The 15,212-nt window shown below is 36.2% G+C and carries 19 protein-coding genes; 10 read left to right on the top strand and 9 right to left on the bottom strand.

What is annotated here, in order from left to right:
* Positions 1 to 38 precede the first annotated feature (38 nt).
* The 3 genes from mnmE to HUS24_RS10405 all read left to right on the top strand — a co-directional run bounded on the left by mnmE (position 39) and on the right by HUS24_RS10405 (position 3,114).
* Positions 39 to 1,403, top strand: a complete 1,365-nt coding sequence (gene mnmE, locus HUS24_RS10415; RefSeq protein WP_173911956.1) for a tRNA uridine-5-carboxymethylaminomethyl(34) synthesis GTPase MnmE — start codon at positions 39 to 41, stop codon at positions 1,401 to 1,403.
* A gap of 840 nt (positions 1,404 to 2,243) precedes the next feature.
* On the top strand, positions 2,244 to 2,627 hold the full coding sequence (locus HUS24_RS10410; protein ID WP_173911955.1) for an AlpA family transcriptional regulator: 384 nt from the start codon (positions 2,244 to 2,246) through the stop codon (positions 2,625 to 2,627).
* 124 nt (positions 2,628 to 2,751) lie between these two features.
* Positions 2,752 to 3,114 carry a NirD/YgiW/YdeI family stress tolerance protein gene (locus HUS24_RS10405; protein ID WP_173911954.1) on the top strand — a complete coding sequence of 121 codons (363 nt, stop codon included), beginning with the start codon at positions 2,752 to 2,754 and terminating at the stop codon, positions 3,112 to 3,114.
* A gap of 29 nt (positions 3,115 to 3,143) precedes the next feature.
* Here HUS24_RS10405 and HUS24_RS10400 read toward each other — a convergent pair whose 3' ends face one another.
* Together HUS24_RS10400 and HUS24_RS10395 are read right to left on the bottom strand one after the other, a co-directional pair.
* Positions 3,144 to 4,316 (bottom strand): MFS transporter, encoded by a 1,173-nt coding sequence (locus tag HUS24_RS10400; RefSeq protein ID WP_173911953.1) that lies wholly within the window; start codon positions 4,314 to 4,316, stop codon positions 3,144 to 3,146.
* Between the two features lie 150 nt (positions 4,317 to 4,466).
* Complete coding sequence (locus HUS24_RS10395) at positions 4,467 to 4,733, bottom strand: metal/formaldehyde-sensitive transcriptional repressor (protein ID WP_173911952.1); 267 nt, start codon at positions 4,731 to 4,733, stop codon at positions 4,467 to 4,469.
* Between the two features lie 87 nt (positions 4,734 to 4,820).
* Here HUS24_RS10395 and dmeF point away from each other — a divergent pair, with 87 nt between their 5' ends.
* On the top strand, positions 4,821 to 5,804 hold the full coding sequence (dmeF, locus tag HUS24_RS10390; protein WP_173912543.1) for a CDF family Co(II)/Ni(II) efflux transporter DmeF: 984 nt from the start codon (positions 4,821 to 4,823) through the stop codon (positions 5,802 to 5,804).
* Positions 5,805 to 5,883: 79 nt separating this feature from the next.
* On the top strand, positions 5,884 to 6,585 hold the full coding sequence (locus HUS24_RS10385; RefSeq protein ID WP_173911951.1) for a DsbC family protein: 702 nt from the start codon (positions 5,884 to 5,886) through the stop codon (positions 6,583 to 6,585).
* Between the two features lie 55 nt (positions 6,586 to 6,640).
* Here HUS24_RS10385 and HUS24_RS10380 read toward each other — a convergent pair whose 3' ends face one another.
* From HUS24_RS10380 to guaD, 4 genes are all read right to left on the bottom strand, one after another.
* Positions 6,641 to 6,892, bottom strand: coding sequence for a GlsB/YeaQ/YmgE family stress response membrane protein (locus HUS24_RS10380; protein ID WP_173911950.1), 252 nt, complete (start codon positions 6,890 to 6,892; stop codon positions 6,641 to 6,643).
* A 194-nt stretch (positions 6,893 to 7,086) separates the two neighbouring features.
* Entirely contained in the window at positions 7,087 to 7,614 is a 528-nt protein-coding gene (hpt, locus tag HUS24_RS10375; RefSeq protein WP_173911949.1) for a hypoxanthine phosphoribosyltransferase, read from the bottom strand.
* A 138-nt stretch (positions 7,615 to 7,752) separates the two neighbouring features.
* The gene (locus HUS24_RS17125; RefSeq protein WP_302476102.1) at positions 7,753 to 7,875 is read right to left on the bottom strand and encodes a hypothetical protein; all 123 of its coding nucleotides are present in this window, start codon (positions 7,873 to 7,875) and stop codon (positions 7,753 to 7,755) included.
* Entirely contained in the window at positions 7,859 to 9,178 is a 1,320-nt protein-coding gene (gene guaD / locus HUS24_RS10370) for a guanine deaminase (protein WP_173911948.1), read from the bottom strand. Before guaD ends, HUS24_RS17125 begins: the two co-directional genes overlap by 17 nt.
* A gap of 349 nt (positions 9,179 to 9,527) precedes the next feature.
* Here guaD and HUS24_RS10365 point away from each other — a divergent pair, with 349 nt between their 5' ends.
* Complete coding sequence (locus HUS24_RS10365; RefSeq protein ID WP_254433848.1) at positions 9,528 to 10,040, top strand: nucleotidyltransferase family protein; 513 nt, start codon at positions 9,528 to 9,530, stop codon at positions 10,038 to 10,040.
* A 103-nt stretch (positions 10,041 to 10,143) separates the two neighbouring features.
* On the opposite strand, the gene HUS24_RS10360 is transcribed toward HUS24_RS10365, so the two are convergent.
* Entirely contained in the window at positions 10,144 to 11,106 is a 963-nt protein-coding gene (locus tag HUS24_RS10360) for a TerC family protein (RefSeq protein ID WP_173911946.1), read from the bottom strand.
* 305 nt (positions 11,107 to 11,411) lie between these two features.
* On the bottom strand, positions 11,412 to 12,620 hold the full coding sequence (locus tag HUS24_RS10355) for a sugar transporter (RefSeq protein WP_173911945.1): 1,209 nt from the start codon (positions 12,618 to 12,620) through the stop codon (positions 11,412 to 11,414).
* Between the two features lie 482 nt (positions 12,621 to 13,102).
* Here HUS24_RS10355 and HUS24_RS10350 point away from each other — a divergent pair, with 482 nt between their 5' ends.
* The gene (locus HUS24_RS10350) at positions 13,103 to 13,390 is read left to right on the top strand and encodes a GNAT family N-acetyltransferase (protein WP_171531836.1); all 288 of its coding nucleotides are present in this window, start codon (positions 13,103 to 13,105) and stop codon (positions 13,388 to 13,390) included.
* Between the two features lie 82 nt (positions 13,391 to 13,472).
* The gene (locus HUS24_RS10345) at positions 13,473 to 13,757 is read left to right on the top strand and encodes a GNAT family N-acetyltransferase (protein ID WP_173911944.1); all 285 of its coding nucleotides are present in this window, start codon (positions 13,473 to 13,475) and stop codon (positions 13,755 to 13,757) included.
* Between the two features lie 24 nt (positions 13,758 to 13,781).
* On the opposite strand, the gene HUS24_RS10340 is transcribed toward HUS24_RS10345, so the two are convergent.
* A complete protein-coding gene (locus HUS24_RS10340) occupies positions 13,782 to 14,099 on the bottom strand; it encodes a hypothetical protein (RefSeq protein ID WP_173911943.1) in 318 nt (105 codons plus the stop codon).
* A 214-nt stretch (positions 14,100 to 14,313) separates the two neighbouring features.
* Here HUS24_RS10340 and HUS24_RS10335 point away from each other — a divergent pair, with 214 nt between their 5' ends.
* Together HUS24_RS10335 and HUS24_RS10330 are read left to right on the top strand one after the other, a co-directional pair.
* A complete protein-coding gene (locus HUS24_RS10335; protein ID WP_254433847.1) occupies positions 14,314 to 14,784 on the top strand; it encodes a BLUF domain-containing protein in 471 nt (156 codons plus the stop codon).
* 31 nt (positions 14,785 to 14,815) lie between these two features.
* The gene (locus HUS24_RS10330; RefSeq protein ID WP_173911942.1) at positions 14,816 to 15,178 is read left to right on the top strand and encodes a hypothetical protein; all 363 of its coding nucleotides are present in this window, start codon (positions 14,816 to 14,818) and stop codon (positions 15,176 to 15,178) included.
* The last annotated feature ends 34 nt before the right edge of the window (positions 15,179 to 15,212 follow it).

Here is a 15,212-nt window from a genome sequence, read left to right as displayed (position 1 = left end):
GGCGGATTTTTTTATTGATTAGATAATAGAGACTTTACATGACGAATGTAGTATCCCAAAGCACCATTGCAGCAATCGCAACGCCTCCTGGACGTGGTGGTGTGGGGGTCATTCGTCTGTCTGGTCCGAAAGCATATGCCATTGCTGAAGCATTAACAGGCAAAACTTTGCCGAAAGCACGTTTTGCAGGTTTTCGTCAGTTTATGGACGAAAAAAATGAAGTCATGGATGAAGGCTTGGTGATTTGCTTCCCAAATCCGCACTCATTTACAGGTGAGGATGTTGTTGAGTTACAAGGACATGGTGGGCCAGTCATTCAAAATGCCTTGCTTGCTCGTTTGTTGGAACTTGGTGCAACGGCTGCTAAAGCAGGCGAATTTTCCATGCGTGCCTTTGAAAATGGCAAAATGGATTTGGTACAAGCCGAAGCGATTGCCGATTTGATTGATGCAACGTCACAAGCCGCTGCGCGCTCTGCGGTGCGTTCTTTGCAAGGTGCATTTTCTAACAAAGTGAATGCTGTTTTACAAAACTTGATTCATTTACGTTTGCATGTGGAAGCGGCAATTGATTTTCCTGAAGAGGAAATCGACTTTTTGGCAGATGGCAAAATTTTAGCATTGCTTGAAGGGGTGCAGGCATCGGTGACAGAAGTCCAAACTTCTGCACGTCAGGGGCAACTCTTGCGTGAAGGTTTACAAGTGGTCATCGCTGGTAAGCCGAATGCAGGTAAATCCTCTTTATTGAATGCTTTGGCGGGTATTGAGCGTGCTATTGTGACCGACATTGCAGGGACAACCCGTGATGTTTTACATGAAAAAATTACTTTAAATGGTTTACCGATCACTTTAACCGATACCGCAGGTTTACGTGAAACTGGCGATGTCGTGGAAAAAGAAGGTATTCGTCGTGCTATCAAAGAGATCGAGCAAGCAGATTTATTGCTTTTGGTCTATGACTTGAGTCAAGGAGAAAATCCTTTGGCTTTGGCACAGGAATATTTTGCTGATCATTTAGAACCGAAACGTTTGATGTTGATTGGAAATAAATGTGATTTGACCAATCAAACTGCTGAATTGAGCGATTTTGAAGGTTTTCGTCATATCACAGTATCTGCCAAACAAGAAACAGGCGTTCAAGCGCTCATAGATGCGATTACAGCACATGCAGGCTTTCAACCTGAAGAAGATGCCTTTATCGCACGAACTCGTCATTTGGACGCAATGAAGCGCACTCAGCAGTATTTGGCAGAGGCACATGAGCAACTTGTGGTGTATCAGGCTGGAGAGTTGGTCGCTGAGTCTTTGCGTTTGGCGCAAAATGCTTTGGGTGAGATCACAGGTGACTTTAGTGCAGATGATTTGTTAGGTGTGATTTTTGGATCGTTTTGTATCGGGAAATGATGTTTTAAAAACATAAATCATAATTATTTTGAATAAAAAGTATTAAATTTTAATAGCTTAATGCTTTTTATTTTAATAGTAATTCATTAATGTAACAATTAGACTTAAAGAAGATAAATTGTAATTAATTGTAAGCTTTTAAGTTAATAACAGCACTATTAATTCGTACTAAATTTATTCATTTTTGAATAAAATGTTCAGTAAAGTGAACAACTTATATAGAATTTTCTATATTTTTTTAGTAATTAAGTCAAAAACTTGGATAAATAAGAGTATTTATTTTAGTTTGAAATATAAACATTCAAATTTGAATAACAATATTATTAAAAGTGTTTGAATTGATGATAGTGCTCGACAACATTTAACGCACTTGTTCTTAAGATGGCTTGTCGCTCCGTAAATTTTACCGTAAAGTTGCAGAAAGTTCATTGAGTTGTATAAATGCAAAAGCAATCAATGAGTATAAAGAGCCAAGTAAATTCGACCTTACTTGACCCTCTTTATGGAACTAGTGGCTTTGGGAATCTTCGACCTTTCCTATTGCCAATCCTTTTAAACCGCCGTGACAGGCACAAACCTAAAGGAACTTTAGAAATGTATAACAGCTTAAAAACAAGTTTTATATGACTAATTAAAATTAGTCTATAGGTAGAACTATAGTGAACCTTTGGTTTAAAGTAAACATCTTGTTTACTTACAAATACGCTTCCTTGTGTCTTACTGAACGTATTGAATAGTGCTGTAAACTCTATCCCACTGATAAAACTTAGTTTAAAAACTTAAACATTCTAATTTTTCTATTTTTGTGTCTAGGCATTTCCATAATTGGAGAATGTTTAGATGACGATATCTAAAACTAAGCAAAACACAAATTCACTTTTGATTTGTCAAAAACAAGTGCAACAAAGAACCGGGCTGAATACTTCAGAAATAAAAATCCTGATGGCACATGATTTATTTCCAAAAAGTATCAAGATTTCTAAACGATTACTTTGGATCGAGGAAGAAATTCATCAATGGATTAGCATGTTGACGTTTCCGTTAGTGGAACTTAATTTCGATTTATCTAGCCGATTAAATCTATTATGTCGACAGTTTAATCAGGCTTCTGATTGTGCAAGTTTAGCAAGCCGTAATTTGATTTATTATGGAAAAGTAGTCAAACCGCACTTGAGAAAACAAATCCAAGACATCAAAGATCAGCTACAACCAAAATTGATCTAATCTTATAGGAAGCTGACTGAATGTCAGCTTTCTTTATCAAAACTTAGTTTTATGTAAGCTCATTTTACAGCGACAAATGATTACTTTAAGCTGATGAACGAATATTTAGAGATGAGTATCAAACATGAAAAAATCTTCTTTTCTTTTTTCTGTCATCGTTATGGCATTAACTGCAAATGTTTGGGCAAGTAGTGATGATCAACGCATTATTGATGCTGCACAAAAGCATCCGATCACAATTGCCGAAGCATTACAAACTGCTGATGAAACTGCAGTCATGTTAACTGGAACAATTCAGCGCCAAGTCAAAGACGAACATTATGAGTTAAAAGATGCTACGGGGAGTATTACCGTTGAAATTGATAAAAAACTCGCATCTGCAGCACAACTTAAACAAGGGACTGTGGTGAAAGTCTTAGGTGAAGTAGACACACATCGTTATAAACCAACAGATATTGATGTGGTCAAAGTTGAATTTGTAAAATAACAAGGTAGGCATTTCGCCTACCTATTTGTTTAAAATGTTTTTATTTTTAAATGTGAAATTAATAAATAAATACAGAGTAAGCCGACACTTACACAAAAGGAAAGTACGCCTGTAGTGAACCCAAAATGATCAGACACATATCCAGCGCCAATGATTGGCACAATCGTTCCTAAGTACGCTAAAAATAAATATGTGGACACCACCGCAGCACGATTTTCCACTTTGGTCATGTGGTGAATCAAAGCAAAAGCACCCAATAAACTCATGCCATGCCCCATTCCCACAAAAATGACACTGACAAAAAATAATACACTCCAATGCATAAGCATACAGACAGCTAAAACCACATAACTGATGATGAGCATGCTCAAACCAAGATTTAATGCTTTATGCATCGGCATAGATTTCACGATAAATTGTGCAGCAGCAGACACCAATAAAATACTGGCAATGGTTGCGCCACTCATCATTGGACCATGCCAAGGAATCACATCTTTAATAAACGAAGGCGCAAGCGAGGCAAATAAGCTAAAAGAACCAAAGGCACAAAATGCGCTAAAACTGGTGATATAAAATAGTTTTTTAAACTGTGGCTCTGGTAATTCCAGATGCGGTGCCATGTTAAATTTTTGTTTTGCCGTATTTACTGTTTTTAAACTAAATAAACTGATTAAGCTGAGTATTGCAGCAACGATCACAGGCAAATAAGGCGTGACTAAGGGATATTTGGAAAATTGGGCAATTGTGCCACCAATAAATGGACCTAAACCAAAACCTAAGACTGTAATAATTGAGCTCAGTTGTGCCGCAGAGGCTTTATGTGAGTCAGGGATGGTATAGATCAAACCCAACATTGCCGAGGTGCTAATCAACCCAGATGCAATCCCAATGATAAAACGACCTAAACCTAAGATATAGGCATGAGCGGCAAAAACAGAAATACTTAAACCCAAAATGGCAAAAAATAGACCGATTTGTAAGGTGCGAATATAACCAAAACTATTACTGCTACGTCCTAGAAAAAGTAAAGTGGTTAAACAACCAAACATATATGCCACAAAAATATAGGTAATATGGCTGGGTAGCAGTTGCCATAATTGCTGATAGATCGGGTAAAGTGGGCTAGCTAAAGCTGTCCCAATTGTTCCAATACACAAAGCTAGGCTAACCATTAAAAATGGTCGCCATGATTGTTGATTCATAAATAAAAGACTTTTTATGAGAGGAAAAAATGCCAATCCGAACTGAAAACAGTGATTGGCATGGAAGAAATTGAGTATGTGAAATAGATTAAAACTTAATCAATTTAAGGTCAATATCCAACATCGTATTATTCAAAAATTTCAGTGAAATTAGCCATAACGTTTCAGTAATTTTAGAAACTCTTGTAATTCTTGCTCGTTGACAGCTTCCGTATCAGTTAAGACATGATGGCGTAAATGATTTTCGATAAGCTCATTCATCAAACCATTGACTGCTCCTTTGATAGCGGCAACTTGCTGTAACACATCAATACAGGATAATTCTGGTTGATTCAAAGCATCTTCTACGGCATGAATTTGTCCCTTTAGTCTTTTGACCCTATTTAAAACTTTTTTGTCATGTTGTAAGTGACTCATGGGCATTTCTCATAAAAATATACTCCCTTATAGTATATTTAAAAACTTGATCATATACTAAGGGGGAGTATATTTGAGTGTTTCATGATGCAATTTAAACCCATTCAGCGCCAACATTCCCATCAGTTTGATCAAGGAAATCCTTTAGCACAAAAGAAAATTTTAATTGCAACCTTACTCACGGGTGCAATGATGATTTTTGAGATCGTTGGCGGTTGGATTTTTAACTCTATGGCACTGTTAGCTGATGGTTGGCATATGAGTTCGCATATGTTAGCGCTTGGTTTGGCGTATATGGCATATCGAGCAGCGCGACATTATGCCCAAGATACACGCTTTAGTTTTGGAACATGGAAAATTGAAATTTTGGCAGGCTATAGCAGCGCAATATTGCTGATGGTTGTTGCTTTATTTATGGCTTTTCAATCCGTTGAACGATTATTTCACCCTGTCCAGATCCATTATAATGAAGCGATACCGATTGCTATTTTAGGTTTAGTGATCAATTTAGTTTGCGCTTGGTTATTACATGATGATGCTGACCATCACCATCACCATCACCATCACCATCACCATTCACATGAATCAGATCACCATCATGAGCATGATTTAAATCAAAAAGCGGCATTTCTACATGTGGTCGCAGATGCGGTGACTTCTGTTCTTGCAATTGTGGCTTTATGTGCAGGTAAATATTTTGGATGGGATTTTTTAGATGCTGTTTTAGGGATCGTGGGGGCAATTTTAGTTGGAAAATGGTCTTTGGGACTGATTCAAGAAACAGGCAAAACTTTGTTGGATGCTGAAATGGATCATCCTGTTGTGGATGAAGTTCGTGACGTGATTGCGAGTTTAAATGTATCCGTCAATATTACCGATTTGCATGTTTGGAAAGTTGCACGTGGTAAATTTTCTGTAATTTTGGTCTTAGAAAGTCGTGATAAGGCTTTAACTGCGGATCAAGTTCGACACGCTTTATCTGTTCATGAGGAATTGGTACATATCACGGTAGAAATCAATCAAGCTGCGAGTTTTAGTTTTGTTCCACGTGAAACCAAAAGAATGCTTTAATTTCAACTGAACTTCAACACAAATAGATTTTGGGTATGTTTAAATCTGTGCTGTGAATGTAGGTTTTGGTTAGGTATTTATGTTTAAAAAAAGTATGATGTTGGGGCTAAGTTTATTACTTAGCCAATTTAGTTTTGCAGATGTTGATGCAGTCAAAGCCAAGCTTGAAAAAAACTATCCCAATGTAAAAATAGGAAATATACAAACCACTGAAATGCAAGGTTTGTATAGTGGTACGTTGGATCAGCAAATCGTCTATATCAATGAAGATGCACAACATTTGTTGGTGGGCAGTATGATTCGCTTAAAGGATCAACATAACCTTACCAAAGATTTGGCTTTAAAAGATCAGCAGGTTGATTTTAAAAAATTACCTTTAAATGATGCCATTAAAACAGTAAGGGGGAATGGTAAGCGTCAGCTTGCGATCTTTTCTGACCCAAATTGCCCATATTGCAAGAGTCTTGAAAAGAATTTAACCCAGCTCAACAATGTGACGATTTATACTTTTATATATCCTATTAAAAATCAGTCAATTATTCCATCTAAGAAAGTTTGGTGTTCCAGTAACCCAGCCTTTGCGTGGAAAAACTTACTTCAAAATAGTATATCACCGAGTGCTGCTGCAAACTGTGAAACTCCCATTGAGCGTAACTTAGCCCTGGGGAAAAAATTAGGTCTACAGGGAACGCCTGCAATTATTTTTTCTAATGGAACAAAAGTCATGGGCGCTTATCCTGCCAAAGAAATTGAAAAAATCTGGTCAGAATTGGGTTTATAACATACAAAAAAGCATCTCAGATGAGATGCTTTAAATGAATTTGCGTAAATCAGTACTAGGCTTTTTTACTCACCATATTGTAGATAAACAATACAATGATTGCCCCGATGACGGATGCAATAAAGCCTGCGGATGAACCCTCAGGATAAAGTCCAAGCATACGTCCACCATAAGTTGCAACCAATGAACCCACGATACCGAGTAATGTTGTAACAATAAAACCAGCTTTATCATTGCCAGGATGAATGGCACGTGCGATTAAGCCAGCTAAAAAACCAATAATGATTGCCCCGATCAGTGACATCATAATCTCTCTCCTTGTTTTTTGGTTTTATCTAAAGTGAAGGAATCAACTGTATGTATTTTATAATTAAATATTCCATCACAGAGTTAAAGGCAGACTTTGCTACAAGTTGTTGCATTTTTGTTTACTTATCCACGAATAATGAGCAATAAAAAAGCGACCGAAGTCGCTTAAATCAGTGTTAATTTTGAGATGACTTATAAACCAATTTCACCAATAAATGGAATATGGCGATATTTTTGATCATAGTCCAAGCCATAACCCACGATGAATTTATCTTCGACTTCAAAACCTAAAAATTTCACATCGAGTTCAATTTCACGGCGTGAAGGTTTACTAATTAAAGTGCACAGTTCAATTGAGTTCGGTTGACGCGTTTGTAGAATTTCAAGCACTTTGCTCAAGGTATTACCTGAGTCGATAATGTCCTCAACGACCAGTACGTCTTTATTTCGAATTTCACCATCTAAATCTTTTAAGATTTTCACATCACGGCTCGAGGTTGTCCCACCGCCATAACTTGAAACGGTCATGAAGTCGAGTTCATGTTCTTTGCTAATCGCACGACATAAATCCGCCATGAAGATGACTGAACCACGTAATAAGCCGATCAAAACCAATTCTTTGTCACTATTGGCATAATGTGCATCAATTTTTTTACCAAGTTCTTGAACTTTCGCTTGAATTTCTTCAGTCGAAATCATCACTTTCATTTCAATGGTCATGGGAAATACCTAAAGCATCAATATCGCAAAATAAAAAAGGCGTTGACGAGCAACACCTAAAAGATGCGTTAATTTTAAAACATATCAGACCAAGATGCATCTTTTTTGACGATTTGATATGTAAAACGGTAGATTTTGTTAATGTGCATCACGTTTGAGTAGTAATGCACACGCCACAAAAAATACCCCAATCAGCACGATTTTCTTTTTGGAACGAGGCGCTTTGTGAGTTTGCTGCTGTGAATTAGTGGGTTTGTTCATAGGCTTTATTCCCATAAATATAAGTCGCTTGAATATTGCGGTCATCTCCCAGAGTCAATAAGGCAAATAACGCATCTTCAATACTTTTAGCACGTTCTTGGCGAAGTTTTTGTAAAGCTGTAGCGTGTAAATTTAACACTACAAAGTCAGCTTCTTTACCTACATTAAAATTACCCAATTTGTCCTCTAGATCAAGTGCCTTAGCACCGCCTAAGGTTGCATGATAGAGTGACTCAAATGCAGACAGTTTATCACCTTGTAACTGTTGTACCTTATAAGCCTCATTCAAAGTTTGTAATTGGCAGAAAGATGTGCCCGCACCAATGTCCGTACCTAAACCAACTTTGACATTTTTTTCCCATGTTTTTTGTAATGGAAATAAACCACTACCGAGGAACAGATTTGAGGTTGGGCAAAATGCGATTGCAGAATTAGTGGCGTGCATACAATCCCATTCATGTTCTTCTAAATGCACACAATGCGCAAAAACCGACTTCTGCCCTGTCAAACCATAATGATGATACACATCCAAATAGCCGTTTTGCTCTGGAAATAAATCTTTGACCCATGCGATTTCATTTTTATTTTCACTTAAATGGGTATGCACATAAACATCAGGATATTCAGCTTTGAGCTGCCCTGCACGTGCTAACTGTTCAGGCGTTGAGGTTGGCGCAAAGCGCGGTGTGATGGCATATAGATTGCGCCCTTTGCCATGCCATTTTTCAATCAAAGCTTTGGAGTCAGTATAAGCACTTTCTGCTGTATCCGTCAGAGCCTCAGGTGCATGACGATCCATCATGACTTTGCCTGCGATGAGACGCATTTGGTGACGTTCTGCTGCTTCAAATAATGCGTCAACGGACTGTGGATGCACTGTACAAAACACCAGTGCTGTCGTGGTGCCATTTTTAAGTAATTCATTGACAAAAAAATGCGCAATTTGATCAGCATATGATTTATCTTGAAATTGAATCTCGGTTGGGAAGGTATAAGTGTTTAACCACTCTAATAATTGTTCACCATATGCACCTACCATTTCTGTTTGTGGGAAATGAATATGCGTATCAATAAATCCTGGAACAATCAATTGATTTGGATAATGTTCAACTCGTTGGTTTTCAGTCAGTTGAGCCTGCCCTTCTGTCCAAGAACCAAACCAACTAATTTTACCTTGTTGAATTAAAAGTAAACCATCTTCTACATATCGCACTTGGTCGTGAATGTCACGTGCTTGGGCAACTGTATTCTGAATATCAAGGAAGCGACCACGAATCGCTGTCGTTGTAACTACAGAAGACATTTTGAACCTGCATTTTGAATTTTTTCGATTGATTGTAGCTGATTTAACTACATGCTTCTGTATTTTGTGTAAACGTTTAAGAAGCTATTTTTTAAAGTCTGATTTTTAGGGTTTTAGATTTCCAATAAAATATATAAATCTTTTCGAAGAAAAAGTATTAAATCTTTCAAAATAATGAAATAAGAGATACAAATAGAACCCTGTATAATGTGTATATATTGAAAATTTACAGTGATGATTTTACTAAAACTTTTATCTAATCCTTATTAAAATTATGCAATTATTGGACATTTACGAAACAAAATTATATCAAGAGCTAAAGCAAATCGTTTTTGCTGAACAGGCTTTAATGCAAAGATTGATCTATTTAAAGCAGATTCATGTTGAAGCATATTTAAGTGCAGGTGTGATTCGGAATCTGGTCTGGTCGAGTTTACATCAGCAACAATATCAAATTAAAAACACCGAAATAGATGTAATTTTCTTCGATGAGAATGAACAGAATCAAAACATCACACAAGAAATTTATGGAAAATTAACACAAAAATTTCCTGAAAATGATTGGGATGTAGTTAATCAAGCTTTGGTACATACATGGTATACAACCGAAAAAAATCAAGCGATTTCAGCTTATTTGTCCTTATATGAGGCTTTAAGTACTTGGCCAGAAACAGCAACTGCGATTGCAGTACGTTTAATTGAACATGATGATATGGAGATCATTGCACCCTTTGGACTAAGTGATTTATTTGAATTAAAACTACGTTGGAATGATCGTTTGGTGAGTCATGATGTGTTTATACAAAGGCTGAGTTCAAAAAGATTTTTACAGAGATGGGAAAAACTCAAAATTATAGATTAAACATAGGCAAAGCTATTTTGTAGACTAATGATTAGAATGGATGTTTTTAAATCCTTCACAACCCTCCTCTTTTACAAAAGGAGGGTGTTTTTATCACGGAAAATTAAGGATTCAGTGTTTGCTTTTTATTATGTCGAATCGACAACCACGCTGTGATCGCCAATACAATGACAATAAATCCAAGTGAAATCCAAATCGGCATATGGAACACATCCAACATTAACATTTTAAAACCGATAAACACTAAAATAATGCCTAAACCATACGGGAGATAATGCATCTTAGACGCTGAACCTGCCAATAAAAAGAACATAGCACGTAAGCCTAAAATCGCCATTAAGTTTGCTGTAAGTACAATAAAAGGATCATTGGTCACTGCAAAAATTGCTGGAATAGAATCCACCGCAAAGATCACATCCGATGCTTCAACAAGGATTAAAACTAAAAATAGTGGTGTTGCCCATAACAGACCATTTTGACGTACAAAGAATTTTGCCCCTTCTAGCTGCGGCGTGATACGCATATGCTTGCGTAACCATTTGAGCATCGCCATATCTTCGATATTGTTATCTTCTTCATCTTGTCCTTTGAGGAATTTAAAGCCTGTATAAACAAGGAACGCACCGAAAATATATAAAATCCAAGAGAATTCTTGAACGAACCAAGCCCCAATAAAAATGAAAATAGTACGTAAAATAATCGCACCGAGTACGCCATAGAGTAAAATTTTACGTTGTAACGCAGGAGGGATCGCAAATGCAGCAAAAATCATCAGCCACACAAAAACATTATCTATCGCAAGTGATTTTTCCAGTAAATAACCTGCAAAATATTCCATAGTTTTGGCATTGGCGATACTCATACCTACAGTCTGTTGTAGATAAAGCCATAAACCAGCACCAAATAAGGTCGCTACACTGACCCAAGCAATACTCCAGTATGCAGCAGTTTTGAGTTGAACTTCTTGCCCTTCTTTTTGCCTGAAACCAAGAAAGTCGATGAGAAGCATGACTGCAACAATCGCAAAAAATGCGAGATACAGCCAAGGATTGCCGATGGATTCCATAAAATTCTCCAAATCTGGCAATCAATCAGGCATAAAAAAAGACCATGACCAGTTGCCAGATGATTAAACATCTGAATCAACATGATCAAGGTCTTGCCTACATCACCGCATCTTGTACTGCACTGTGGTGATGTTCAGTTACCGGCTTTTTTACTTCTACAAATAAAAATGCGTAATGACGATAAGCTGATGGGAGGCTACTCCCCTTGTTCAACGAATAGGTTTAAAGAAATAATTTTTTGATCAATTATTTCTTAATATTTGCAAAGAATCTCACATTTATTTTGCTTTTGCAAATAGTTTGGCTAAACTTTCTTCGGATTAAAATCGTGTCGTTGTACTAAAAATAAGGCAAAAAGTGTACCGAATACCGCCAATACACCACCGATGACGCCAATATGATTTAAGCCATAATGCGTCGTGACTATGCCACCAAGTAACGCACCGCCCCCGATACCGACATTGTACAGTCCTGAATAAATAGCCATGGCAACATCTGTTGCATCAGAGGCGAGGTTTAGAGTTTTAGCTTGTTGCGCTAGACTAAAACAGATAATTGCCATTCCCCAAAATAAACTCAGAATACTAAAACTGATGAAATCTGTCGAAAGTGGCATCAACAAGAACATAGACAGTGCTAATACTGCACTACTTAACGGAATCGGTAATTTGGGATAGCTTTGGGCAAACTTTCCAAATAAATAAGAGCCTAAAAAGCCCGCAGCACCATAAATCAACAATAATGTCGTGGTTTGTGCTGAACTAAAGTGGGCAATATTGAGCGCAAAAGGTTCAATATAGCTATAAGCTGTGAACTGTGCAGTAATCACAATAATGGTTAATGCAAATACCATCATCAAAGCTGGGCGTTTGAAGAACACTTTTAAACTACTCAATGAACCTGAGTTGATACTTGGTAGTTTGGGTAAAGTCTTGGCTAAAATAAGGCAGACAATTGCAGCACCTATCGCGATTAAGGCAAAGGTGTTGCGCCATCCGTAAGCTTCACCAATCATTCTGCCAAAAGGAATACCTAAAACCATTGCTAAGGCTGTACCTGTGGCAAGAAGTCCTAATGCTTGAAACTCTTTGCCTTTAGGGGCAACACGCACCGCTAAAGATGCAGTGATTGACCAAAATAAAGCATGTGCAAAGGCGATCCCAATCCGACTTGCTAACAGAATTTCAAAACTCCAAGCAAAATAAGACACCGTATGACTGAGAATAAATACCAAAAATAATGCGATTAATAAAAATCGTCGTTCAAAATTTTTGGTCAATAGCATGATCGGCAAGGAAATCGGTGCAACTACCCATGCATAGATGGTAATCATGATGCCTACATCGGTCGCAGGCATCGCAAAGCTTTTGCCAATATCGCTGAGCAAAGCCACTGGAATAAATTCTGTGGTATTAAAAATAAAAGCAGCGAAAGCGAGACTAATTACACTAATCCATTGCTGTGTTTCGTTGGACGTAGAGGCTGGAACTGGGGTTTGGGGAGAACTTGACATAGTCAATGAGTAAAAAGATATATGCTAAATTTTAGGCTGATTTGGCAAACTTGTTAAGTAAATAAAATGTATAGATTCTAGATCGGACAAATTTATAACGTGTTATTCATCATAATTTGGTGAGGTTTTAAAATTTAAATTCTAAAATACAATTTAAATATCAATAAATTATCTTGATTTAATTTGTTTGATATTCAGCATATTTTTAATTATTTGATGAGAATGATTTTGTCACAAAAAATGAGTTACTCAATAGGCTAATTTATTCCTGCAACACAGGTAAAGACATTCATTTGTATGGTAGGAACACGATAAAATTGATCTAAAAAATCATTTCATACATTATCTTAGAATTGATGATGATATTTGTATTCACTTTGCATTTTTTACTGATGATTTGAAATTGATAAAAAAAATAACAGAAATTGTGTAAAATCTGTGGCATGTTGCAAAATAATTGTTTTTTATAAAGAGTAATAAAAATGTTAGAAATCAAACATAAAGATGATGGTAAAAAAGGCGAATTTTATATTGGTGAAGAAGGTCATCATTTGGCTGAAATGGCCTATACATGGGCGGGTGAAGATAAGTTGATTATTGACCATACCACTGTAGAAGATGAGCTGCGTGGTGAAGGTGTGGGACGTAAGTTATTGAATAATTTAGTTGAATTTGCACGTAAAAAGAAGATTGCTGTCATTCCGCTTTGTCCTTTTGCAAAATCTGTTTTTGATAAAGATGCTTCTATTCGTGATGTGTTATTCTCATAATTTAGCGTATTTTTAGTCGAATTTTATGTTATGTAGACTTTGCTAAATTAAACTTTAATTCAAGCATTGATGAGGTAAGCACATGCAATTTCAACATATTGATAACTCGAATAAAGGTGAGTTCTTTTTAGACAATGAGCAAGGTCAACGCATTGCTGAAATCAGCTATGTGTGGCGTGGTGAAGATAAAATTATTGCTGATCATACTTGGGTAGATGATTCTTTACGTGGACAAGGGATAGCACGTCAATTGTTAGATACTTTGGTTGATTTTGCACGTGAAAAACAGCTTAAAATTGTGCCTACTTGTTCTTATGTAGATGTGATGTTTAAACGTGAGCCAAGCTTTGCCGATGTGATCGCATAAAATATTGATCAATAATGATGAGTTTCAATGTGGATGAAGCTCATATTGTTTTTTCGTACCATAACTTGATTTAAATTGCGCTAAAGTTAGTGCCAAGAAATAACAACTCAGCATCACCGCAAGCAGCAGATAACTATTTAAAAATATAAATAATGCACCAAGTCCGATTAAACATATTATTTTAAAAAGCCAAGTATCTAGAAAATAATGACTGCATATGCCCAATACAAAAGACATACTTGCAATATTGATAAAATCATTTAGTCCGAGTTTGTTTAAAAAAAGCACTAGACCTAAATAAAAAATTTGTAAGATGAGGCTTAGAATTAAATTTTTAGTCATTATTATCTCTAAAAATTATTCAAATTAAAAAAAAGCCCCTAACTATTGAGTTAATTAAGGGCAAAACCGAAGTATGAAGTATTGTGTTAATTATTGCCTATTTTATAAATTTTGTTGAGTCATCAAAATCTATAATTTATGTGAGAAAAGAATTACAAATGTTTAATTTTTAAGCGATAATAATGTTAAATTTATCACATTAAAAGAACTTCTGATGATCCGATTATGTTATGCCAGTGTACGTGTAGAAAATGAAAATGATTTATTACTTGATTTGAGTGACATCTTAGTGACCGCACGCGAGTTTAATGCACAGCATGGCATTGTGGGAGTGTTGTATTATGCAGAAGGTTCATTTTTTCAATGTTTAGAAGGAGAAAATGATCAAGTTTTAGCATTATTTGAATCTATTCAACGAGATAATCGTCATACTCATGTGCATCAATTTAAAATAACCTCAATTGCTGAACTGAATTTTAAGCAATGGTCAATGAAATATGTAAATCCTAATACCCAAATTTCGGATTATTTTAAAAATATCGGCTTAAATAAGTTTGAACCTAATTTATTAAGTGCTGAACAAATCGGTGGATTTTTAGAAATTTTATTAAATACTGCGAATGTCGAAAAACCAACAAAAAATCATGTTGGTTATCAAAATCGTGGCTATCAACATTATTTTTGATGGTATTTTAACAATCCAAAATAGGAAAAATATGCTTAAAAAAATTGGTGTATTGGGAATAGGGATCTTATTTTCAAATCTAAGTTTTGCAGTAAATTGCGAAATAATTGAAAAGTTAGCCTCCAAAACAGAAGCACATCTGATACCGCGTTGGGGAATGTCTGTCATCAGCCCACACAGGGTATATTTTCATTCAGCACCGAATGACGCTTGTAAAATGAAAGATGTATTTATTATAAAAAATGATCATGTAACTGCATATACAGTCTATAATGATGGTCGACAAGATTGGGTTTCGGTGATGTATTTCAGCCAGCGTTTAGGAGATACAGTACAAGGTTGGGCAAAATTTAACGCTTTTAAGAAGACAGGCACAATGTCACCTGAACAATAAAAAATAAACCCACATTATGTGATGTGGGTTTATT

Origin of the sequence: Acinetobacter sp. Marseille-Q1618, assembly GCF_902809855.1 — a bacterium.
Classification (GTDB): domain Bacteria; phylum Pseudomonadota; class Gammaproteobacteria; order Pseudomonadales; family Moraxellaceae; genus Acinetobacter.
Note: the sequence above shows the minus strand (reverse complement) of the source record. Positions and strands in the feature narration are given on the sequence as shown.

Coding starts and splice junctions, on each gene's coding strand:
- mnmE (WP_173911956.1), top strand. CDS start 39: ATGACGAATGTAGTATCCCAAAGCACCATTGCAGCAATCGCAACGCCT.
- HUS24_RS10410 (WP_173911955.1), top strand. CDS start 2,244: ATGACGATATCTAAAACTAAGCAAAACACAAATTCACTTTTGATTTGT.
- HUS24_RS10405 (WP_173911954.1), top strand. CDS start 2,752: ATGAAAAAATCTTCTTTTCTTTTTTCTGTCATCGTTATGGCATTAACT.
- HUS24_RS10400 (WP_173911953.1), bottom strand. CDS start 4,316: ATGAATCAACAATCATGGCGACCATTTTTAATGGTTAGCCTAGCTTTG.
- HUS24_RS10395 (WP_173911952.1), bottom strand. CDS start 4,733: ATGAGTCACTTACAACATGACAAAAAAGTTTTAAATAGGGTCAAAAGA.
- dmeF (WP_173912543.1), top strand. CDS start 4,821: ATGCAATTTAAACCCATTCAGCGCCAACATTCCCATCAGTTTGATCAA.
- HUS24_RS10385 (WP_173911951.1), top strand. CDS start 5,884: ATGTTTAAAAAAAGTATGATGTTGGGGCTAAGTTTATTACTTAGCCAA.
- HUS24_RS10380 (WP_173911950.1), bottom strand. CDS start 6,892: ATGATGTCACTGATCGGGGCAATCATTATTGGTTTTTTAGCTGGCTTA.
- hpt (WP_173911949.1), bottom strand. CDS start 7,614: ATGACCATTGAAATGAAAGTGATGATTTCGACTGAAGAAATTCAAGCG.
- HUS24_RS17125 (WP_302476102.1), bottom strand. CDS start 7,875: ATGAACAAACCCACTAATTCACAGCAGCAAACTCACAAAGCGCCTCGT.
- guaD (WP_173911948.1), bottom strand. CDS start 9,178: ATGTCTTCTGTAGTTACAACGACAGCGATTCGTGGTCGCTTCCTTGAT.
- HUS24_RS10365 (WP_254433848.1), top strand. CDS start 9,528: ATGCAAAGATTGATCTATTTAAAGCAGATTCATGTTGAAGCATATTTA.
- HUS24_RS10360 (WP_173911946.1), bottom strand. CDS start 11,106: ATGGAATCCATCGGCAATCCTTGGCTGTATCTCGCATTTTTTGCGATT.
- HUS24_RS10355 (WP_173911945.1), bottom strand. CDS start 12,620: ATGTCAAGTTCTCCCCAAACCCCAGTTCCAGCCTCTACGTCCAACGAA.
- HUS24_RS10350 (WP_171531836.1), top strand. CDS start 13,103: ATGTTAGAAATCAAACATAAAGATGATGGTAAAAAAGGCGAATTTTAT.
- HUS24_RS10345 (WP_173911944.1), top strand. CDS start 13,473: ATGCAATTTCAACATATTGATAACTCGAATAAAGGTGAGTTCTTTTTA.
- HUS24_RS10340 (WP_173911943.1), bottom strand. CDS start 14,099: ATGACTAAAAATTTAATTCTAAGCCTCATCTTACAAATTTTTTATTTA.
- HUS24_RS10335 (WP_254433847.1), top strand. CDS start 14,314: ATGATCCGATTATGTTATGCCAGTGTACGTGTAGAAAATGAAAATGAT.
- HUS24_RS10330 (WP_173911942.1), top strand. CDS start 14,816: ATGCTTAAAAAAATTGGTGTATTGGGAATAGGGATCTTATTTTCAAAT.